Annotated in this window: 16 protein-coding genes; 6 read left to right on the top strand and 10 right to left on the bottom strand. The window is 66.2% G+C overall.

Features of this window, described 5'->3' with window-relative positions; translation table 11 throughout:
* Positions 1-16 precede the first annotated feature (16 nt).
* The 3 genes from purN to RQI43_RS11330 all read right to left on the bottom strand — a co-directional run bounded on the left by purN (position 17) and on the right by RQI43_RS11330 (position 3,717).
* A complete protein-coding gene (purN, locus tag RQI43_RS11340; protein WP_405030600.1) occupies positions 17-688 on the bottom strand; it encodes a phosphoribosylglycinamide formyltransferase in 672 nt (223 codons plus the stop codon).
* Positions 685-1,767 (bottom strand): phosphoribosylformylglycinamidine cyclo-ligase, encoded by a 1,083-nt coding sequence (gene purM / locus RQI43_RS11335; protein WP_311275216.1) that lies wholly within the window; start codon positions 1,765-1,767, stop codon positions 685-687. The genes purN and purM overlap by 4 nt, the downstream gene beginning before the upstream one ends.
* Positions 1,768-1,980: 213 nt before the next feature.
* Complete coding sequence (locus tag RQI43_RS11330; protein WP_311275215.1) at positions 1,981-3,717, bottom strand: HAMP domain-containing methyl-accepting chemotaxis protein; 1,737 nt, start codon at positions 3,715-3,717, stop codon at positions 1,981-1,983.
* 235 nt (positions 3,718-3,952) lie between these two features.
* On the opposite strand from RQI43_RS11330, the gene RQI43_RS11325 reads away from it, so the two are divergent.
* The 4 genes from RQI43_RS11325 to ppx all read left to right on the top strand — a co-directional run bounded on the left by RQI43_RS11325 (position 3,953) and on the right by ppx (position 9,991).
* Positions 3,953-5,044 carry an AI-2E family transporter gene (locus RQI43_RS11325; RefSeq protein WP_311275214.1) on the top strand — a complete coding sequence of 364 codons (1,092 nt, stop codon included), beginning with the start codon at positions 3,953-3,955 and terminating at the stop codon, positions 5,042-5,044.
* Between the two features lie 8 nt (positions 5,045-5,052).
* On the top strand, positions 5,053-5,790 hold the full coding sequence (locus tag RQI43_RS11320) for a DnaA ATPase domain-containing protein (protein ID WP_056424514.1): 738 nt from the start codon (positions 5,053-5,055) through the stop codon (positions 5,788-5,790).
* A gap of 98 nt (positions 5,791-5,888) precedes the next feature.
* Positions 5,889-8,414: an RNA degradosome polyphosphate kinase gene (locus RQI43_RS11315; protein WP_207412015.1), complete on the top strand. Its 2,526-nt coding sequence runs from the start codon at positions 5,889-5,891 to the stop codon at positions 8,412-8,414.
* A 26-nt stretch (positions 8,415-8,440) separates the two neighbouring features.
* On the top strand, positions 8,441-9,991 hold the full coding sequence (gene ppx, locus RQI43_RS11310) for an exopolyphosphatase (protein ID WP_210348393.1): 1,551 nt from the start codon (positions 8,441-8,443) through the stop codon (positions 9,989-9,991).
* 94 nt (positions 9,992-10,085) lie between these two features.
* Here the strand turns inward: ppx and RQI43_RS11305 are convergent, their stop codons facing one another.
* The 4 genes from RQI43_RS11305 to RQI43_RS11290 form a co-directional block, all read right to left on the bottom strand.
* On the bottom strand, positions 10,086-11,351 hold the full coding sequence (locus RQI43_RS11305; protein WP_311275213.1) for a pilus assembly protein TadG-related protein: 1,266 nt from the start codon (positions 11,349-11,351) through the stop codon (positions 10,086-10,088).
* Positions 11,348-11,731: a pilus assembly protein gene (locus RQI43_RS11300; RefSeq protein ID WP_311275212.1), complete on the bottom strand. Its 384-nt coding sequence runs from the start codon at positions 11,729-11,731 to the stop codon at positions 11,348-11,350. The genes RQI43_RS11305 and RQI43_RS11300 overlap by 4 nt, the downstream gene beginning before the upstream one ends.
* Before the next feature lie 399 nt (positions 11,732-12,130).
* Positions 12,131-13,573, bottom strand: coding sequence for an acetamidase/formamidase family protein (locus tag RQI43_RS11295; RefSeq protein ID WP_311275211.1), 1,443 nt, complete (start codon positions 13,571-13,573; stop codon positions 12,131-12,133).
* Positions 13,574-13,811: 238 nt separating this feature from the next.
* A complete protein-coding gene (locus tag RQI43_RS11290; protein WP_281435339.1) occupies positions 13,812-16,145 on the bottom strand; it encodes an NADP-dependent malic enzyme in 2,334 nt (777 codons plus the stop codon).
* A gap of 84 nt (positions 16,146-16,229) precedes the next feature.
* On the opposite strand from RQI43_RS11290, the gene RQI43_RS11285 reads away from it, so the two are divergent.
* Positions 16,230-16,853 (top strand): CatB-related O-acetyltransferase, encoded by a 624-nt coding sequence (locus tag RQI43_RS11285; RefSeq protein ID WP_056424519.1) that lies wholly within the window; start codon positions 16,230-16,232, stop codon positions 16,851-16,853.
* Positions 16,854-16,914: 61 nt separating this feature from the next.
* Positions 16,915-17,166: a DUF3297 family protein gene (locus RQI43_RS11280; protein WP_056424187.1), complete on the top strand. Its 252-nt coding sequence runs from the start codon at positions 16,915-16,917 to the stop codon at positions 17,164-17,166.
* 81 nt (positions 17,167-17,247) lie between these two features.
* Here RQI43_RS11280 and RQI43_RS11275 read toward each other — a convergent pair whose 3' ends face one another.
* Genes RQI43_RS11275 through aspS form a run of 3 tightly spaced genes read right to left on the bottom strand, consistent with a single transcriptional unit; the run spans position 17,248 to position 20,249 of the window.
* A complete protein-coding gene (locus RQI43_RS11275) occupies positions 17,248-17,544 on the bottom strand; it encodes a hypothetical protein (RefSeq protein WP_311275210.1) in 297 nt (98 codons plus the stop codon).
* Positions 17,541-18,410: a glycosyltransferase family 2 protein gene (locus RQI43_RS11270; protein ID WP_311275209.1), complete on the bottom strand. Its 870-nt coding sequence runs from the start codon at positions 18,408-18,410 to the stop codon at positions 17,541-17,543. Before RQI43_RS11270 ends, RQI43_RS11275 begins: the two co-directional genes overlap by 4 nt.
* A 24-nt stretch (positions 18,411-18,434) precedes the next feature.
* Entirely contained in the window at positions 18,435-20,249 is a 1,815-nt protein-coding gene (gene aspS, locus RQI43_RS11265) for an aspartate--tRNA ligase (protein WP_311275208.1), read from the bottom strand.
* Between the last annotated feature and the right edge of the window lie 78 nt (positions 20,250-20,327).

The following is a 20,327-nucleotide window of genomic DNA, read 5'->3' as shown; positions in this document are numbered from 1 at the left end:
ATCGGCGATTCGGGCCTCAGCCTTGCGCGGACAGGCTGAGCAAGGCCCCCTCGGCCGGCGCGATATCTCCGGCGAATACCACGCGGCCATTCTCCAGCCTGGCCCGTCCGCCGGCGATCAGCGCCAGGGCACGCGGGTAGAGGAGGTGTTCCTGCACGAGAATGCGCGCGGCGAGACTGTCGGCATCGTCGCCCGGCAGGACCGGGACGGCGGCCTGGGCCACGATCGGCCCGGCATCGAGTTCCGGCACCACGTAATGCACCGTGCAGCCATGCAGGCAGACGCCGGCCGCCAAGGCCTGCTCGTGGGTATGGACGCCGCGAAACAGCGGCAGCAGCGACGGATGGATGTTGATCATCCGCCCGGCCCAAGCCTCGACGAAGCCCGCGGAGAGGATCCGCATGAAGCCGGCGAGCACGACGAGTTCGATCCCGGCCGCTTCGAGTTCCGCGTTCAGGGCGGCATCGAAGCTCGCCCGGTCGGGATAGGCGCGGTGATCGAGCGCCTTCGTGGCGATCCCGACACTCGCCGCATGGGCGAGACCACCGGCGTCGGGCCGGTTGGAAGCGACGAGAACGATCTCGGCCGGATAGTCCGGTGCCCGAGCGGCCTCGATCAGCGAGACCATGTTCGAGCCGCGTCCCGAGATGAGGATCGCGACCCGCGTCTTGGCTCGGGGAGCCATCACAGGGCGAGCTTACCCTGGAAGGTCACCGGCTCGGGTCCGCGCTCGGTGATGAGCCCGAGGCGGATCGGCGAGGCCCCGGCAGTGTCGAGCGCACGGGTCACCGCCGACACGCTCTCGGGCGAGACCACCGCCACCATGCCGATACCGCAATTGAAGGTGCGCAGCATTTCGGATTCCGCGACCCCGCCGACCTTCGAGATCCATCCGAAGACGGGCGGCGGAATGATTGCGTCGAGGTCGATGCTGATGCCGACGCCGTCGGGCAGGACGCGGGGCAGGTTGTCGGGAAAGCCGCCGCCGGTGATGTGAGCGAGCGCCTTGATCCCGTCCGTTGCCTTAAGGGCGGCCAGCAGCGGCTTCACATAGATCCGGGTCGGCTCCAGCAGGGCGTCGCCGAGCGAGCGCGACGGCTCGAACGGGGCCGGGTCGTCGTAGGAGAGGCCGCTTGCCTCGACGATCCGGCGGACCAGCGAGAAGCCGTTTGAATGTACACCGGAGGACGGCAGGCCGAGCACCACATCGCCGGGTGCGATGCCGGGGCGTGGCAGAAGCTTGCCACGCTCGGCGGCGCCGACGCTGAAGCCTGCAAGGTCATAATCCGACCCGTCGTAGAGGCCGGGCATCTCGGCGGTCTCGCCGCCGATGAGGGCGCAGCCCGCGATGCGGCAGCCCGCCGCGATCCCGCGGACGATATCGGTGCCGACACCCGGCACCAGCTTGCCGGTGGCGTAATAGTCGAGGAAGAACAGCGGCTCGGCGCCCTGGACGATGATGTCGTTCACGCACATCGCCACGAGATCGACGCCGATCGTGTCGTGGCGGCCGGTCTCGATGGCGATCTTGACCTTGGTGCCGACGCCGTCATTGGCCGCCACCAGGATCGGGTCGGAGAAGCCGGCGGCCTTCAGGTCGAACAACCCGCCGAACCCGCCGATCTCGGCATCCGCCCCGGGCCGGCGGGTGGAGCGCACCAGCGGCTTGATCGTCTCGACCATGGCGTTGCCCGCATCGATATCGACGCCCGCATCCGCGTAGGTCATTCCGTTCCGGCTTTCGCCGTTCTTGCTCTCGGCCGTCATCGGCACCTCGTCTCAACGTCCTGTCCCGGCTGCTCTAACGGGTCGCGGCGGTCTCGGCGAGTCGTCGCGGACGAGTTCGGCACCCGGTGCCGGGCGCGGAAGCACATTTCGATCGCCTCCACCGTTCGACGAGCGCCGCACCGAGCTCGCCGATCCCGCGCCCGCTTCGATGAATCGGACAGGCAACGCCCCGCGCAGATCGGAGCATCGTCCTCAGGCGGCGCGAAGCTGCGCCAGAAAACGGGTGACTTCGGCATCGAGATGGTCGGCATCGTGCGAGACCGAGGAGGCGACGGAAAGCACTCGCTCGGCCGCTCCGCCGGCCCTCTGCGCCGCGTCGGCGACGCCGCCGATATGAGACGTGACCTGACCGGTGCCATCGGCGGTCTGGTGGATGTTGCGAACGATCTCCCGGGTCGCCGCCCCCTGTTCCTCCACCGCGGCCGCGATCGCGCTCGAGATCCCGCTCAAATCGTCGATGCGCCCGGCGATGGCGCCGATCGCTGTCACCGCCTCCTGGGTGACCGACTGGATGTCGCCGATCTGGGAGGCGATCTCGTCGGTGGCCTTGGCGGTCTGGGTGGCGAGTTCCTTGACCTCGGCCGCCACCACCGCGAAGCCGCGTCCCGCCTCGCCGGCACGCGCGGCCTCGATCGTGGCGTTAAGGGCGAGCAGGTTGGTCTGGCTGGCGATGCCGTTGATCATCGCCACCACGTCGCCGACCCGGGTCGCCGCGCGGCTCAGATCCTGAACCAGCCCCGCGGTGCGCCCGGCCTCCGTCGCGCTAGCCTGCGTCAGCGCCGCCGAACTATCGACCTGACGGCCGACCTCCGACACCGAGGCACTGAGTTGCTCCGCAGCTGCCGCTACGGCGGCGACGTTGGCCGAGGCCTCCTGCGCGGCACGGATCACCGCGCCGGAACGGTCGGCGGTGTCACCGGCCATCTGCGACATCGCCTGCGCAGTGTCCTGCAGCTCACCCACGGAGGTCCCTACGGCACGGACGATGCCGCCGAAAGCTGCTTCGAAGGCCTGCGCCAGGGTCTCGGTCTGAGCCCGGCGCGCGATCTCGCGCTGTCGGGTTTCCTCGGCGTGACGCTCCGCCACGTCTCGGGCGAGGTTGGCCTTGAAGGCTTCGAGGCCCCGGGCGAGGCTGCCGACCTCGTCGCGGCGGTCCAGGCAGGGCACCGCGGCGGCGTAATCGCCATCAGCGATCCGGCCCATAGCCAGGCCGACCGCACCGTAGCCGCGGACCAGCGCTTCATGGGCGAACCAGCCGAGCGCCAGGAAGGTGGCGACGGTGGCGACCAGCGTGGCGACAACGACGGCGAAGTAGAAGCGCGCCTGGGCTTCGTCCGCCGCGACGGCCGCGTCGGTGCGGGACTGCATCAGCCCGTAGAACGCGTCGAGCGGCTTCATGATCTGCGCCTTGAACCCGTGATAGGCCTCCGAATGGACAAGCCCGATCGCTCGGTTGCGGTCTCGGGCCGGATCCGGCTGTGCCAGGGGCTGGCCATTCTTGTCCTTGCCCTCGACGAGATTCATCGCCTCGACCTCGAGATGAACCAGGCCGTCCGAATTCCGAACGGATTCCGCCAGCATGTCGGTTTCCTGCCGGCTGAAGCCGAGACGCTTCATCAGGTCGTGCACCGACACGGTCTCGCCGTCGGGGCGCGGCTTGGCCACGCCGGCCGCGACGAAATCCCAGTAGATACGATGATACTCCTCAGGGCGTGGCTTACGGCCGGAGCGGATATCGAGGATGTCCAGATATTGCTGCTTGTACGACGCATGGCCGGTGACGACGTAGGTGCGGCCGAGCCGGGTGAGATCGTCCGAACTCTGCCGGATCTCGTCAGCGAGGAGGATCGATTTCTGGCGAGTCGCGTAGGCTGCGCCTACCTGATCGACAGCCCGTCCATAAAGGATGATGGACCCAGCCAGAAGCAAGCTGGATACCAGCATAGCTGCGATTAAAACAACAAACTTTCGCGATAGACTCATTTTATCCCCCGTCGTAACGGGGATAATGCAGTCTATCTTGTTAAAAATCCGCTCTCGTGCCGATGAAAGTCATCCAAGCCCGCCCCCGGTCGCGGGCCGGGCCTCCGCGGCCGAGCCTTGACCCCGCCGCACCGCCTTCCCACTCTTGTGCGCGGGCGACAGACGAGACGGAGGAGGGCCGATGCGCGGCAGGGCGGTGATCGGACTGGTGGGCCTCGGCATCGTCGCGCTGCTGCTTTACCTGCTTTCGGGGGTGATGCTGCCCTTCGTGGCAGGGCTGGCCCTCGCCTATCTTCTCGACCCCATGGCCGACAGGCTCCAGCGCCTGGGTCTCGGGCGGCTCTCCGCCTCGCTCCTGATACTCGCCATGTTCGTCGTCGGGCTCGTGGTGATCCTGCTGATCGTGGTGCCCCTGGCCGCCAATCAGATCTCGGCGCTTGTGACGACGTTCCCCGGCATGGTGTCACGGCTGCAGGGTATCATTGTCGAGCGGGTCGGGCCGATCCTGACGCGGGTCGGCGGGGCGGACGTTCTCAACGACCTGCAATCGTCCGTCGGAACCCTGGTGGGGCAGGGCGGCACGTGGTTCCTGGCTTTCCTGAAGTCGCTGTGGTCGGGCAGCCAGGCGCTGGTCTCCATCGCCTCGCTCCTCGTCGTCACCCCCGTCGTGGCCTTCTACCTCCTCGTTGACTGGGATCGGATGGTCGCCACCGTCGACGGCTGGACCCCTCCGCGCCACCGCACCACCGTGCGGCGTCTGGCCGACGAGATCGACCGGGCGATCATCGGCTTCGTCCGCGGACAGACCCTGGTCTGCCTGATCCTGGGGACGTTCTATGCCGTCGGCCTGTTCTTCGTCGGGGTGAATTTCGGCGTGCTGATCGGGATGATCGCGGGTTTCCTCACCTTCATCCCCTATGTCGGCACCCTCGTCGGCTTCCTTCTCTCGGTGGGCGTCGCCCTGGTCCAGTTCTGGCCGACATCGGACTGGCTCCATATCGGGCTGACCGTCGCCGTATTCGTGGTCGGCCAGTTCTTCGAAGGCAACGTCATCTCGCCCAAGCTCGTCGGTGACTCGGTCGGGCTGCACCCGGTCTGGCTGATGTTCGCGCTCCTGGCCTTCGGCTCCCTGTTCGGGTTCCTCGGCCTCCTTCTCGCCGTGCCGGTGGCCGCCTCCATCGGCGTCATCGTGCGGTTCGCGATCTCGCGTTATCTTCAAAGTCCACTCTATTATGCGGAAGAACCGATCCTGATTCAGAAGCGCGAGGGATGAAGACACCGATGCGCGTGGCCGCGCCTCCGAAGCAACTCGCCTTCGACCTCCCCCTCGACCCGCGCTACGGTCGCGAGGATTTCCTGGTGGGGCCGGCGAACGAGGCTGCCTATGGGCTGATCGAAGCCTGGCCGCGCTGGCCCGATACGGTCTGTCTCATCACGGGGCCGTCGGGCAGCGGCAAGAGCCATCTGGCCTCGATCTGGGCGACGCGTTCACACGCCTGGACCGTCCCCGCCTCGGGCGTCACCGCCGACTCAGTCACCCATCTCGTTTCGAACGGTGCCCTGGTGGTCGAAGATCTCGACCGGCCCGAGGGGCGCGACGAGGCGGCCCTGTTCCACCTCCTCAACCTCGCCCGGGAGAATGGCAGCCCCGTCCTCATCACGGCGGCGGCACCGGTTGAGGCGCTAGGCCTTGTTACCGCCGATCTGCGCTCGCGCCTCAGGCTGGCGCCGGGCGCCACGATTCTGCCCCCCGACGATGCGCTGATGCGAGCGGTGCTGGTAAAGCTTTTCGTGGACCGCCAGCTCGTCGTCGATCTCAGCGTCGTCGAGGCCATCGCCTTGCGGATCGACCGTTCCCTTGCCAGGGCAAGGGCAGTGGTGGCCGAACTCGACCGCGACGCCCTGCGCCGGGGTCGACGCATCACGCGGCCGCTGGCCATGTCGGTCCTGGCTGATCTGGGAGTACCGGACGACGAGGCCGGCGACGACGAGACCGAAGAGGACGGTCCGCCGACCTGAAGAAAGGTCCGGCCCGATTGTCATCGAAATGTCAGACGCGGCGACCCTATCGTATGTTACGAAGCAGATCGTTTTATCAGAGTCGAGGAGAAGACCCGTTGCCGGAAGTCGAGTCGGACGCGATCGCCAAGGGTACGGATGCCGAGGAGCGGGAAGCGGCTCTGGCCGCCGAGGACTCGCACGGCGAGAACGGCCCCGGCGAGGACGACCTGGATTCCCGGACGCCGAACGCGGCGCCAGCGAAGGGGCCTGCGCCCCGACGCCGGCCCGCGGGCGCCGGCACCGTCCGGGCCCCCGCCGCGCATGCACGGGTGACGAAGCCCGCCTCGACGGCCTCGAAGTCCCGGCCCGGAGCGACGGCGCAGGATTCCGCATCGGCGGACGACGCGGAGACCGATTCCATCCTGGTCGAGACGGTCATCGCCGACACGGTGCCCGAACGGGCCGCTGCCGAGCCCCCGGCACGGGAGAGCGTTCTGGCGGCCGGTAGGGCCCTTCGCGAATCGCCGGAGCGTTTCGTGAACCGGGAATTGTCGTGGCTGCAATTCAACCGCCGGGTGCTGGAGGAAGCCTCCAACACCAGCCATCCGCTGCTGGAACAGCTGCGCTTCCTCTCGATCTCGGCCAACAACCTCGACGAGTTTTTCATGGTTCGCGTGGCGGGCCTGCACGATCAGGTCCGCGCCGGGCTGATCCAGCCATCGCAGGATGGGCTGAGCCCGGCCGAACAGCTTGCCCGCATCGGCTCGGAAGTCTCGCGGCTGGCCCTCGACCAGCAGCGGCGCTGGCGTGAATTGCGTGACGATCTGCATGGAGTCGGTATCGACTTGGTAGAGCCCGGTGACCTGACCCCGGAGCACAAGGCCTGGCTGGAGGAGTACTTCCTCAGTCACGTCTTCCCGGTCCTGACGCCGCTCGCCATCGATCCGGCCCATCCCTTCCCGTTCCTGTCCAACCTCGGCTCCAGCATCGCACTGATGATGGTCCGCCCGCGCGACGGGCGGACGCTGCGCGCCCTCATCCGTCTGCCCTCGGTCCTCGGCCGCTTCGTGCGCCTGCCCGACATGGCCGGAGACACCACCGCGCGCTTCATCGCCATCGAGCAGCTGATCGTGCTGTTCACGGGCCGCCTGTTCCCCGGATATTTCGTGAAGGGGCAGGGGGCGTTCCGCGTCATCCGCGATTCCGACCTCGAGATCGAGGAAGAGGCGGAGGACCTCGTCCTGCATTTCGAGACCGCATTGAAACAGCGTCGGCGCGGCGTCGTCATCCGGCTCGAGGTCGAGGCCGGGATGCCTGAGGACCTTCGGGCCTTCGTCGCCGACGAACTCGAGATCGGCTACGACGCCATCTTCGTGGTGGAGGGCATGCTTGCCCTCAATGAGTTGGCGCAGATCGTCGGAATCGACCGGCCGGACCTGAAGTTCAAATCCTACAACCCACGCTTCCCTGAGCGCATCCGCGAGAGCGGCGGCGATGTCTTCGCCGCCATCCGGCAGAAGGACTTCATCGTCCACCACCCCTACGAATCGTTCGATTCGGTGGTTCAGTTCCTGGCCCAGGCTGCCCGTGACCCGAACGTGGTGGCGATCAAGCAGACCCTCTACCGCACCTCGTCGAACTCACCGATCGTGGCTGCGCTGGCTGAGGCCGCGGAACTCGGCAAGTCCGTCACAGCCCTTGTGGAGTTGAAGGCGCGGTTCGATGAGGAAGCCAATATTCGCTGGGCCCGTGACCTGGAGAAGGCCGGCGCGCAGGTGGTGTTCGGCTTCATCGAACTGAAGACCCATGCCAAGCTGTCGATGGTGGTGCGCCGCGAGGGCGACAAGCTCGTCACCTACTGCCATGTCGGCACCGGCAACTACCATCCGATCACCGCGCGGGTTTACACGGACCAGTCGTTCTTCACCGCCGATCCGGCGGTGGCGCGGGACGTCTCGCGCATCTTCAACTACATCACCGGCTATGCCGAGCCCGCCGAACTCGAGCGGATGTCGGTCTCGCCGCTGACGTTGAAGCCACGCCTGATCGAGAGCATCGCGGCCGAGGTGGCGCATGCCAAGGCCGGGCGTCCGGCCGCGATCTGGATCAAATGCAATTCCCTCGTCGACGCGCAGATCATCGACGCGCTCTACGACGCCTCACAGGCGGGCGTGCAGATCGACTGCGTGGTGCGCGGAATCTGCTGCCTGAGGCCCGGCATTCCCGGCCTCTCGGAGACGATCCGGGTCAAGTCCATCGTCGGGCGCTTCCTCGAACACGGTCGGATCTACGCCTTCGGCAACGGATTCGGCCTGCCCCATCCCAAGGCCACGGTCTCGATCTCGTCCGCCGACCTGATGAGCCGTAACCTCGACCGCCGGGTCGAGGCGCTCCTGCCCATCACCAACCAGACTGTGCACCAGCAGGTGCTGGACCAGATCATGCTCGCCAACCTTCTCGACAACCAGCAGAGCTGGCGTGTACTGGCGTCTGGTGCGAGTGAACGGGTCCAGCCTGCGGAGGGTGAGGAGCCGTTCAACGCGCACAAATACTTCATGACGAACCCGAGCCTGTCCGGTCGGGGCAAGTCCTCGAAGAAGTCGAGTCCGCGGGCGCTGAGCCGCAGGGCCCAACGTTCGTGAGCGGACGATTCCAGCAGGAGCTGGTCATGGGACTTCCTCGTGACGGCAGGTCGGGTCTAGGCTTCACGACTCAAGGAGATCCCGGCGTGCAGGACCGCGTGGAACCGGTGGCGATCATCGACATCGGCTCGAATTCCGTGCGGCTCGTGGCCTATGACGGTCTGAACCGCGCGCCGACGCCGCTCTACAACGAGAAAGTCCTGTGTGGGCTGGGCCGCAACGTGTTCAGCACGGGCCGGCTCAACGAGGAGGCGGTCCGGCGCGCGCTCAGCGCGCTCGCGCGCTTCCGCATCCTCTGCGAGACGATGAAGGTCGGCCGTGTCTTCGTGCTGGCCACGGCCGCCGCGCGCGACGCGCAGAACGGCCCGGAATTCCTCGCCGCGGCGGAGGCCGCCTGCGGCCACAGGATCGAACTCCTGTCCGGTCGGCGGGAGGCTGAGCTCTCGGCCCTCGGCGTGATTTCCGGGTTCCACACGCCGGACGGGGTCGTGGGCGATCTCGGCGGCGGCTCCCTCGAACTCGTGGACGTACGGGGCGCCACAGTAGGGCAGGGCGTGACCATGCCGCTGGGCGGCCTCGCCCTTCAGGACCTGTCCGGCGGGTCGGTGAAGAAGGCCCTCAAGATCGCCCGCGAGAACCTCGCCAAGGCGGCCCCCCAGTTGGAAACCCTGCGCGGTCGCAGCTTCTACGCGGTCGGCGGCACATGGCGGGCGTTGGCCCGCCTGCACCAGGCAGCGCGGGGCTACCCGCTCCACGTCATGCACGGCTACAGCATCGAGCCGTCGGACGAGCTGAGCTTCCTCGAAGTGGTCGAACGCACCGACGCCGCCCTGCTGCAGGACGTGGAAGCGGTCTCCGAGGCGCGCAGGCCCCTTCTCGCCTACGGTGCCGTGGTGCTGGAGGAGATCATCCGCGTCGGCCGTCCGCGTGAACTCGCCATCTCGGCGAGCGGCGTCCGCGAGGGCCTGCTGTACGAGCAGCTCGACCGCGACACGCGCCTGACCGACCCGCTTCTCGCGGCGGCGGCGGAACTCAACCGGCTCCGCGCCCGCTCGCCGGGCCATGGCGCCGATCTCATCACCTGGACCGACCGCTTCGTCGCCACCCTCGACGGGCCGGAAACCGCCGACGAGCGCCGCCTGCGCCACGCCGCCTGTCTCCTGTCGGATATCGGCTGGCGCGCGCATCCCGATTACCGGGGCGAGCAGAGCATCAACATCATCACCCATGCCGCCTTCGTGGGCATCGACCATCCGGGCCGGGCCTATCTCGCGCTGGCAGTGTATTTCCGTCACGAGGGCGTCGCTGCCGAGAAGGCGAGCCCGATGCTGCGCAGCCTCGCCGGACCACGCCTGTTCGAGCGCGCCCGGCTCCTCGGCGCGCTCCTGCGCATCGCCTTCCCGGTCTCGGCGGGGATGGAGGGAGCCCTGGCGCGCCTGCCCCTCCTCTTGGACGATCGACGGGTGACCCTGACCCTGCCGGCGGACCTGGCCGCGCTTCCCGGAGACCGCCTCCTCAACCGCGTCCGCGGTCTCGGTCGGATTCTGGGGATGGAGGGGCGGATCGCCTGTCCCTGACGTTTTGAAAACAAGCGCCGCGGGGCGGACCTCTCGACACGAGGGGTTCTCAGGACAACGGCCGTGAACGGCGCGGGCTCACGTCCGAGACTTGTCACCGGACGAGGCGAGTAGTCCCCTTATAGACGTTGTTGCTGCAATTCGCGTTCGGATTCGAGGCGCGATACTTCGAGTCGTTGTCGAGTTCGAGGCGGGACACGATGATACGAATGCAATTGGCCTCCCATACGACGTCGTTCTCGAACTCGACCTGACTGCTGGGGGCATAGATCGTCCCTTCGGCCGAGGCACCGAACTTCGAGTATATGTCGTGATCGTGGGTGTTTCTTTTGTCCGACCAGAGAACGATCCCCGCGTAAGGTCCCGTCGTCGGGGCCTTCAGCTCGAAGCTCGTCTTGCTGTGGAAGAAGATATCGCTCCCCAGCCCATCCATATAGATGATTACGTCATTGCCTTTGATCGAAGCCCCGTTCTTCAGCGTGAGCGGTCCCTTGATGACATAGACGCCTGGTGATAAAGTCACGGACGCATCGTCGATCGTTAAGCCTTTGCAGAAAGCAAAGCTTGGTTCGATCGTTTTCGCTGCCGTATCTTTATTGATCAACTTGGCACCCCCGCAAGTCTCGTTGACCGGAGGAGCCAGCGACGCATAAGGATCTGCGACCGGTACGGCTCCCGTCATGGGAGCGGGTCGTACAGTTGCCGTGCTGTGCATGCCGACCCCGCCGACGACGCGGATGCTGCTGACGTTGACGTAAGACGAGCTTCCGATCTCCAACGCGGAGTGATGCTTCGAGTTGACCTGCACGCCACAATCCGGCGCATCGATCTGTGCTCCGGGATCGATGTCGAAAGCATTGGAATGATCCGGATGGAGGATCAGGATGCACATCGGATTGGCGAGTGCGATCGCGCTCGCGGAGATCTCCCAGAAATCAGAGCCGAAGAGCTTCGCGAACGAGGTCTTGAAGCTGTTTCCCTTGGCCGTCGTTCGCGATGCCGTGACGCGTACGGCATTGGCGTTCTCGTCGACGGTGAAGGCGCCGTTTTCCCACTTTCCGAACTCCAGATCGGCATTGGTGACGAGTTGATCGACGGTCGGCCGGTTCTGCCGCGCATAGAGCTGCGCCGTCGCCAGGGCCGCGCTCCGGTCCGCCGCCCCGATGTAGCTGGCCGTGGCGAGAGCCGCGGCCTCGGCGCTGGTCATGAGAGTATTCTTCTCGAGGACCGCCGCTCCGAAATCGATGACGAGCCCCCCGACCCCCACCATCACCGGTAGGACGAAGGCAAAGATCAGGGCGACGTTTCCGCCGCGGCCTGCCGAAAAGGCGCGGATATGGGAGGGACGGAGTTTCGTCATTCCGCCAGACTCCGCATGACGGCCCGCGACGTGACGCCGGCCGAAAAACCGCCGAACGGTGTGATCTTGGCCATTTCGGCCTTGGTGATCTCAATGGTGACGACGACATCCCGGTCGGCTTCGTCCCCTTTGGTGGCGGGATCGATATTGGCCGTTGCGACGACGCCGGGATCGTCCAGAGAATGAGATTCAGCGAACTGCTTTGCCTCCGCAGCGGTCATGTATCCCACCGCCACGCCACGTGCGGCCTCCCGCGCAGAGGTCGAGATTGTGGTGTGGGTCCGTATAAAGATTGCGACGGTAAAGAACGCCCCCAGCATCAGAAGCAGAACGGGTGCGATCAAGGCGAATTCGACCGCCGATACACCTTGGCGATCCATGATGAGGGATCGAGTTTGCCGAAAAAATCCGCCAACTCCGCCGGTCCATACCATGCTAAAATACGCTCTGCTATCGAGTATCAAACTCATCCAGCATAAACACAGAATTGTTAATTGATTTATCTTGATTAAGAGATACTTTGTAGGCAAAAGCAGAATCTATTATGTAGTCAGCCGCCGTGGTGGGAGCCGAAATTCCGCTATGCCGATGCGGTCAGGCGATCGCGTCGCAAGGGAGCCGGCGCCGAACGGGCCTGTCAGGGGAGCCCTGTCGGGACACAAGCTGGCCGAACGGCCTAGTCACCCCCCCCCCGGAGAGGTCCAATACGGGCAGCCTCCGTCATTGCCGTCGTCTTCACGAGGCGACGACCGGAAATTCCGGCCGCTGCCTCGGTGTCTTCACGCCGGCCTGTCCGCGAAGATCGACTTCTTGACGATGGCGTGGACGCCCCAATTGCCGTCCACCACCTGGGTGATGCCAAAATCGACGGCGATGGACATGAGCGAGATCGCCTCGTCCTCGGTGAGCCCCTTCGCCTGCATCAGGAAGGATCGCATCTTACGGAAGGCGTCGCGCATGGCGAGGTCGATGGAGGATTTGGCGAAGATCTCGCTCTGCGCCTCAGGGCCGAGATCGGCGAGGTAGTTCGGGTAACTGAAGCCGGACAGCACCCAATCCTCTGACGTCTCGATCATCGGGAAATCGAGGGATTCGAGCGCGGTACCGGCCAGGTCGGCCTTCTTGTGCAGGATGAACTGGAACGTGCCGGTGAGCGAGCATTCGATGGCCGTGCCGCAAAGCTCGGAATCGCCCTGGCTCGCATGCGGGTCGCCCACCGAGAAAAGGGCGCCCGGCACTGCCACCGGGTAATACATCGTCGCGCCCTTGCCGATGCGCCAATTGTCGATATTGCCGCCGGTGTAGCTCGGTGGAATCGAGTTCACCATGTCGGCTTCCTTGGGCGCGAGGCCCATCGTGCCGAAATGCGGGCGGATCGGCACGCGCACGCCCTTGAGCACGTCGAAGTTGCGCTGTGTCTTGGTGTGGTCGACGGGGATGCCTGGATAATCGATGGTCGGATGCGCTACGCCGAATGGATCGGTGACGCCGGGCCAGCGAAAATTGTAGACCGCCTTCGCCCAATCGCGCGCGCCGGTAGCGTCGACCTCGTAGATGGTGACGACCTCGCGCGACCGGTCGCCGGTGATCATGTCCTTGTAATGGTAGCCCCACCAGGCGGCGGCGTTGCTGCCGAAGCTGCGCCCTTTGAAGGCGGGGTTGGCGCAGGGGCGCGGCGCCACGTCGAGGATGCGGACCTCCAGCACATCGCCGGGCTCGGCGCCTCGGATCGCCACCGGGCCAGTGCAGATATGCACGCCGAGCCCTCCGCCCGGTCCGAGCGGGCCGGTTTCCGGTCCGGCGCCCCGGCGGGCCACGCCCTTCTTCTCCTTGGTCCAGAGGAATACGCTCTCGGCGCCGGGATCTCCCGTCACCATGCGCTCGGCATCGTCGTTGGCGTGGTGGGTCAGGGTCTCGATCGTGACGTAGTCGCCGGAGGCGATCTCGACTTGGGGCTTCAGCAGCTTCGAGAAATAACCCCAATGCACCGTCTCGGCCGTTGCCGGCAGGTGGTAATGCGCCGTTTGTTTGATGCCCTTGGCACTGGCTTGCGCCAGGGCGGGGCCGACGAGGGACAAGCCGCCTGCGGCCAGTGCCGCGGCACCTCCAGTCGCGACGAATCCGCTCTTGAGAAAGGCACGCCGCTCGGGTGCGAGATCGCCGAGGAACCGCTGCCGATGTTCGGCGAAATGCGCGCAGTTGGGATCGTCACCGAGGCACATGGACTTCTCCGATGGGAAGGCTCGTCCTGAGTCCTGTATGCAATCCGTCGGCCAAGGAGTTTCCTCCGGATTGGGCGGCTGCTTCGGCGCCATGGGCCCGGCCATCGCCTACGGCGAGCGACAAGCCTGATCCTATCCCCAAGCGACAGGGACACGACAAAAAGGCCCCCGGACCATTCGATCCGGGGGCCTTTGCGATGACGATGCCGGAAGGTTCGAGACGACCGGCCAGGGCGTCCTATTCCGAGAGCGGGGTCACTCCCGGCTCGGCCGCGGCTGCCCTCGATTCCACGGAGGTCGCTTGCGCTTCCACCACCGCTGCAGCCGTGACGTTAACGATGCCCCTCGCCGTCACGGAGGGCGACAGGATGTGAGCGGGCTTCGCCGGTCCGATCAGGAGCGGCCCCACCGGAAGAGCATCGGCGAGAACCTTCGAGAACTGGAAGGCGATGTTGGCCGCATCGAGATTGGGGAAGATCAGCACGTTGGCCGCACCCTTGAGGGGTGAACCCGGCAGCACCCGGTCGCGGATCAGGTCGGACAGGGCACTATCGGCCTGCATCTCGCCATCCACCTGAAGTTCGGGCTTGCGAGCCTGGATCAGGCCCAGCGCGGTGCGCATCTTGATGGCCGAGCGGGAATCGGACTGGCCGAAATCCGAATGGCTCAGAAGAGCGATCTTCGGCGTCATGCCGAACCGCGAGACATGCCCGGCGCAGGCCACCGCGACATCGGCGATCTCCTCGGCGGTCGGATCCGGACGGACATGGGTATCGGCCAGGAAGAACGCGCCCTTCTTCGTGATGACGAGGCTCATGGCGGCAAAGTCGAGCACGCCCGGCGCGAGACCGATCACGTCGCGGATCACCCGCAGACGTGTCTCGAACCGGCCCTCCAGGCCGCAGATCAGCGCGTCCGCCTCGCCCCGGCGCACGGCGACCGCGCCGATCACCGTGGAATTCGTCCGCACCAGGGTGCGGGCGGCGTCCGGAGTAATGCCGCGCCGGCCCGCCGCCTCGAGATAGGTGGCGACATAGTCCCGGTAGCGCGGATCGTCCTCGGGATCGATCAGGTCGAAATCGGTGCCCTGCTTGATCGAGAGCCCGAAGCGCTTGATCCGGGTCTCGATGACACGCGGGCGGCCGACCAGAATGGGCCGCGCCACCTGATCCTCGACGATGGCCTGGGCGGCGCGGAGCACACGCTCGTCCTCGCCTTCGGCGTAGATGACGCGCTTGGGCGCTTCCTTGGCCTTGGAGAAGATCGGCTTCATGATGAAGCCCGAGCGGTGGACGAACCGGTCGAGGCTGTCGGCATAGGCCTGGATGTTCTCGAGCGGACGGCCGGCGACGCCGGAATCCATCGCGGCCTTGGCCACGGCCGGCGCGATCCGCAGGATCAAGCGCGGATCGAACGGGCTCGGGATCAGCGAATGCCGGCCGAAGGGCCGGGCCTCGCCGCCATAGGCGCGGGCGACCACGTCGGACGGGGTCTCACGGGCGAGCGCGGCGATGGCCTTCACGGCGGCCTGCTTCATTTCCTCGTTGATCGAGGTGGCGCCGACATCGAGGGCGCCCCGGAAGATGTAGGGGAAGCAGAGGACGTTGTTGACCTGATTGGGGAAGTCCGAACGCCCGGTGCAGATCATCGCGTCGGGGCGCTTCTCCTGCGCCAGGTCCGGCATGATCTCAGGGTAGGGGTTGGCCAGCGCCATGATCAGCGGCTTCTCGGCCATCTTCTCCAGGTATTCCGGCTTCAGCACGCCACCGGCCGAGAGGCCGATGAACACGTCGGCACCCGGAATGACCTCGGCCAGGGTCCGGGCCTCGGTCTCCTGCGCGTAGACGTCCTTCCAGCGATCCATCAACTCGGTGCGGCCCTTGTAGACCACGCCCTTGATGTCGGTGACCGTGATGTTCTCGACACGGGCCCCGAGCGACACGAGCAAGTTCAGGCAGGCCAAAGCCGCCGCACCCGCGCCCGAGGTCACGATCCGGACCTCCGGAAGCTGCTTGCCGGCGAGTTCGAGGGCGTTGAGCACACCCGCCGCGACGATGATCGCCGTGCCGTGCTGGTCGTCGTGGAAGACGGGGATGTTCATCCGCGCCCGACACTGCTCCTCGACCTCGAAACACTCGGGAGCCTTGATGTCCTCGAGGTTGATGCCGCCGAAGGTCGGCTCGAGGGAGCAGACCACGTCCACGAGCTTCGACACGTCGGTCTGGTCGACCTCGATATCGAACACGTCGATATCGGCGAACTTCTTGAACAGGACGGCCTTGCCCTCCATCACCGGCTTCGAGGCCAGCGGGCCGATATTGCCGAGGCCGAGCACGGCGGTCCCGTTGGTCAGCACGGCGACCAGGTTCTGGCGGATGGTGAGGTTGGCCGCCTCCTGCGGATCCTCGTAAATCGCCATGCAGGCGGCGGCGACGCCGGGCGAGTAGGCCAGCGCCAGATCTCGCTGGTTGCCCAGCGGCTTCGTCGCCTGGATCTCGAGCTTTCCGGGCCGGGGTAGACGATGGTAGACGAGGGCTCCGGACTTGAGATCGTCAGACATATTGTCGCCCATGAGCCTCACTCCCTCACTGACGGGCCTTTTCGGCTCCGCCGGACTCTCCCGCCGGACGTCGGGATGCGTTGGTTGACGTCCCTGTTGCACCGCCTGCGGAGTGGGCGCAACCCGCACAACCAAACCCGGATCCACCTCGAGAAATTGGTGAAAACTTACGGTTTCTCCATCGGGGAATACTCCTATGGCCGTCCCAAAGTGCGGTTCCCGGAAGCTGGGCGGCACCTTACGATCGGGCGGTATTGTTCCATCGCCGACAAGGTCGAGATCCTTCTCGGGGGCGGGCATCGCCTCGACTGGGCGACCACCTATCCTTTCGCAGCCATGGCGGGGCTGTGGCCGGGGGTGGACGCGTCGGTCGACGACCAGGCATCACGCGGCGACGTGACGATCGGCAGCGACGTCTGGCTCGGCTCCGGTTGCCTGATCCTGTCGGGCGTCACCATCGGACATGGAGCGGTGATCGGGGCCCATGCCGTCGTCTCCCGCGACGTGCCGCCCTATGCGGTGGTGGTCGGCAATCCTGGCCGGGTGGTGCGCTCCCGCTTCGATCCGGGTCTGGTGGCGGGCCTGTTGGAGACGGCTTGGTGGGAGCTCGATCCCGCAACGATCCGCCCGCTCGTGCCGCTGCTCCAGAGCGATCGTGTCGCCGAGTTGATTGCGGCCGCGCGCGCGGCACGGGCGGCCGGCGTTGCGGGCGCCGCCTGAATCCCTTACCCGGACTGTTTCATACCCACACTGACGATCGATCGACTTCAAGGCACAGACGATGTCCGACACGCCTCCCGACCGCCTCGCGGTGAACCCCAACAGCCCGTTCTACAACGAGGCCATCCTCGAACGCGGCATCGGCATCCGTTTCAAGGGCGTCGAGAAAACCAATGTCGAGGAATACTGCGTCAGCGAGGGCTGGGTCCGCCTGTCGGCCGGCAAGACCCTGGATCGGGCCGGCAACCCGATGACGGTGAAGCTGAAGGGCCCGGTGGAGCCCTATTTCCGGGACGACGCAGCGGAAGGCTGAAGGCAGTCAACCCGACGCCGTGTCCAATGGGAACGGCACCGGCTCCCTGATCGCGGGACCTTCACCGCGATCCGGCGGGCCTTAGCCCTCCCGCTTCCGGCACTCTCCCGCGTAATTCCGCAGGGCCTCCGCCACCAGGGCGTCGATCTGACTTTCTGTCTTCGGCTGGCGGATGACGAGGCTCGTCACCGAATCCGGATGGTTCGCCCGCTGCTTCGGGGTTCGCGCATGGTTCGAGACGCGCAGGGCGAAGACGCTGCCCTCCGGCTTGAGATAGACGCTGTCGCCGCGCGTGTTGCGGGCGACAATCAGGAAGCCATGTGACGCGACGCCGGCCACGGCGCGGGCCAGGGCGTCCGTTGGATTGAGCAGGGTCATGCCAGCCCTTCCTGCGCGAGAGCCGTGCGGCCACGAATAGCGGCGAGGGCGCCCGCGGTCGAACCGGCATAGCGTTCGAGCAATTGCCGGCGGAAGCTCAAGGAGGCCAGAGCTGCCTTCGGGGCGTTCACGGCAAGCATCCGGGAGCTCGGATCGGGCAGACCATATTTGCGTGAAACGTAGGCCCGTGACCAGGCCTGGTGCCAGCGGGTGCGGAAGACCCGGCCCGGCTCAGGCGCGGATGAACGCCCGCGCCCATGCAAGGCGACCGCCCCGTGAATATGGACCAGGGAGCGACCGGCATCGGCGACCCGGCGACACAAGTCGTCATCTTCATAGAACAGGAAGATGTTCGGATCGAACCCGCCGAGGTCGAGGAACAGGTCGCGCCGGATCATCAGGCAGGCGCCCGACAGGAAGGGCGCACAGGCATCGCCCTCGGGCAAGGCACGGTTGCCTGGCGGATTGGTCAGATAGGGCGCGAGCAGCGAGCGCGGCTGGTAGAAGAAGCGCCCGTCCGGCTCCATCAGGCGCGGCGCCAGCAGCCCGGCATCGGGATAGGCGGCGGCGGCCCGCAGCAGGGCATCGACCGCTCCTGCCTGAACCACGATGTCCGGGTTGAGAATGAGCACGCGCTCGGCGCGCTCGGCGGCCCGGATCCCGATGGTATTGGCCCGACCGTAGCCCTCGTTGCGGAGGTTGCGGACCACTTTTGCGCCGGCCGCCTCGGCGACGCTCGCCGAGGCATCACGGCTCGCATTGTCGACCACGACGGCAGGCACATGCTCCGCCGCCAGGGCCGCGAGGCACGACGGAAGCGCATGGGCGCTGTCATGGGCAACGACGATGGCGACGAGGGAAGGCATCGTGGCCGGCCGGGCGAAGGTTTCTCAGCCCTGCTTCTCCGGCAGGTTGAGACGGATGTGGAGCTCGCGCAGCTGCTTCGGAGTCGCCTCGGCAGGGGCCCCCATCATCAGATCCTCGGCGCGCTGGTTCATCGGGAACAGCACCACCTCACGCAGGTTCTGCTCGCCGCAGAGCAGCATGACGATGCGGTCGATTCCCGGTGCGATGCCGCCGTGCGGCGGGGCGCCGAGTTTCAGGGCATTGAGCATGCCGCCGAACTTCTCCTCCAGCACCTCCTGGCCGTAACCGGCCAGACCGAAGGCCTTCTCCATCACCTCGGGGCGGTGGTTACGGATCGCGCCGGAGGACAGCTCCGTGCCGTTGCAGACGATGTCGTACTGGAACGCCTTGATGCCGAGGATCTTTTCGGACTCGCTCGGATCGAGGGCGAGGAACTCCTCGCGGTCGAAATTCGGCATCGAGAACGGGTTGTGGGAGAAGTCTATCCGCTTCTCGTCCTCGTTCCACTCGTACATCGGGAAGTCGGTGATCCAGCAGAACGCGTACTGATCCTTGTCGGAGAGGTTCAGCTCGTCCGCGATGCGGATGCGGGCCTTGCCGGCCAGAGCCGCGGCCTTGGCCTCGGTACCGGCGGAGAAGAACACGGCGTCGCCGGCCTTCGTGCCGGTCTTTTCGCGGATGAGGGCCTGGATCTCCGAAGGAATGAACTTGGCGATCGGGCCCTTGCCGGTGACCGTGCCGTTGTCGTCCTCGAAGATGATGTAGCCGAGGCCCGGCGCGCCCTCGGAGCGGGCGAAGTCGTTGAGCTTGTCGAAGAACGAGCGCGACTGCGTCGCCGCCCCCGTCGCCGGGATGGCGCGAACGACCCCGCCGGACTTGATCACGCCCTTGAAGGCCTTGAACTCGACCTCGTCGCGGGCGAACTCGTCCGTCACGTCGGCGATGATCAGCGGGTTGCGCAGATCCGGCTTGTCGACGCCGTATTTCAGCATCGCCTCGGCATAGGGGATGCGCGGGAAGGTCTCGGTGACGCGCTTACCCTCGGCGAATTCCTTGAAGACGTCGCGCAGGACCGGCTCCACCGACTGGAACACGTCCTCCTGGGTGACGAAGCTCATCTCGATGTCGAGCTGGTAGAACTCGCCCGGCGAGCGGTCGGCGCGGGCATCCTCATCGCGAAAACACGGCGCGATCTGGAAGTAGCGGTCGAAGCCGGCGATCATCGTCAGCTGCTTGAACTGCTGGGGGGCCTGCGGCAGCGCGTAGAACTTGCCAGGGTGCACGCGGGACGGCACCAGATAGTCACGCGCGCCTTCCGGGCTGGAGGCGGTGAGGATCGGCGTCTGGAACTCGAAGAAGCCGCCCTCGCGCATACGGCGGCGGAGCGAATCGATGATCGCGCCGCGCTTCATGATGTTGGCGTGCAGCTTGTCACGGCGCAGATCGAGGAAGCGGTACTTGAGCCGCGTCTCCTCCGGGTATTCCTGGTCGCCGAAGACCGGCACCGGCAATTCGCCGGCGGGGCCGAGAACCTCGATGTCGTCGATATAGACCTCCACCGTTCCGGTGGGCAGGTCGGCATTCTCGGTTCCCGCAGGGCGCGTGCGCACGCGGCCGTCGATGCGGATCACCCATTCCGAGCGGGCGAGGTTGGCGGTCTTGAACGCCTTCGAATCGGAGTCGACCACGCATTGGGTGCGACCGTAATGGTCGCGCAGATCGATGAAGAGCACGCCGCCATGATCGCGGATGCGATGGCACCAGCCGGAAAGGCGAACGGTCTCGCCGACGTCGGACGGGCGGAGCGCCCCGCAGGTATGGGTACGATAACGGTGCATGACGGGCTCTTCAGATTGAGCGGCGCACCATTCACGCGAGGGCGGGCAAGTCAAGGCGAAGGCGATCCCACCCCACGC

It is taken from the genome of Methylobacterium sp. WCS2018Hpa-22 (genome assembly GCF_031843785.1).
Lineage (GTDB): Bacteria > Pseudomonadota > Alphaproteobacteria > Rhizobiales > Beijerinckiaceae > Methylobacterium.
The sequence above is the reverse complement of the archived record's forward strand: the minus strand, read 5'-3'. Positions and strand labels throughout refer to the sequence as shown.

Coding starts and splice junctions, on each gene's coding strand:
- RQI43_RS11280 (WP_056424187.1), top strand. CDS start 16,915: ATGTCCGACACGCCTCCCGACCGCCTCGCGGTGAACCCCAACAGCCCG.
- ppx (WP_210348393.1), top strand. CDS start 8,441: ATGGGACTTCCTCGTGACGGCAGGTCGGGTCTAGGCTTCACGACTCAA.
- RQI43_RS11305 (WP_311275213.1), bottom strand. CDS start 11,351: ATGACGAAACTCCGTCCCTCCCATATCCGCGCCTTTTCGGCAGGCCGC.
- RQI43_RS11320 (WP_056424514.1), top strand. CDS start 5,053: ATGCGCGTGGCCGCGCCTCCGAAGCAACTCGCCTTCGACCTCCCCCTC.
- RQI43_RS11325 (WP_311275214.1), top strand. CDS start 3,953: ATGCGCGGCAGGGCGGTGATCGGACTGGTGGGCCTCGGCATCGTCGCG.
- RQI43_RS11300 (WP_311275212.1), bottom strand. CDS start 11,731: ATGGATCGCCAAGGTGTATCGGCGGTCGAATTCGCCTTGATCGCACCC.
- RQI43_RS11275 (WP_311275210.1), bottom strand. CDS start 17,544: ATGACCCTGCTCAATCCAACGGACGCCCTGGCCCGCGCCGTGGCCGGC.
- purM (WP_311275216.1), bottom strand. CDS start 1,767: ATGACGGCCGAGAGCAAGAACGGCGAAAGCCGGAACGGAATGACCTAC.
- RQI43_RS11295 (WP_311275211.1), bottom strand. CDS start 13,573: ATGTGCCTCGGTGACGATCCCAACTGCGCGCATTTCGCCGAACATCGG.
- RQI43_RS11290 (WP_281435339.1), bottom strand. CDS start 16,145: ATGGGCGACAATATGTCTGACGATCTCAAGTCCGGAGCCCTCGTCTAC.
- RQI43_RS11270 (WP_311275209.1), bottom strand. CDS start 18,410: ATGCCTTCCCTCGTCGCCATCGTCGTTGCCCATGACAGCGCCCATGCG.
- aspS (WP_311275208.1), bottom strand. CDS start 20,249: ATGCACCGTTATCGTACCCATACCTGCGGGGCGCTCCGCCCGTCCGAC.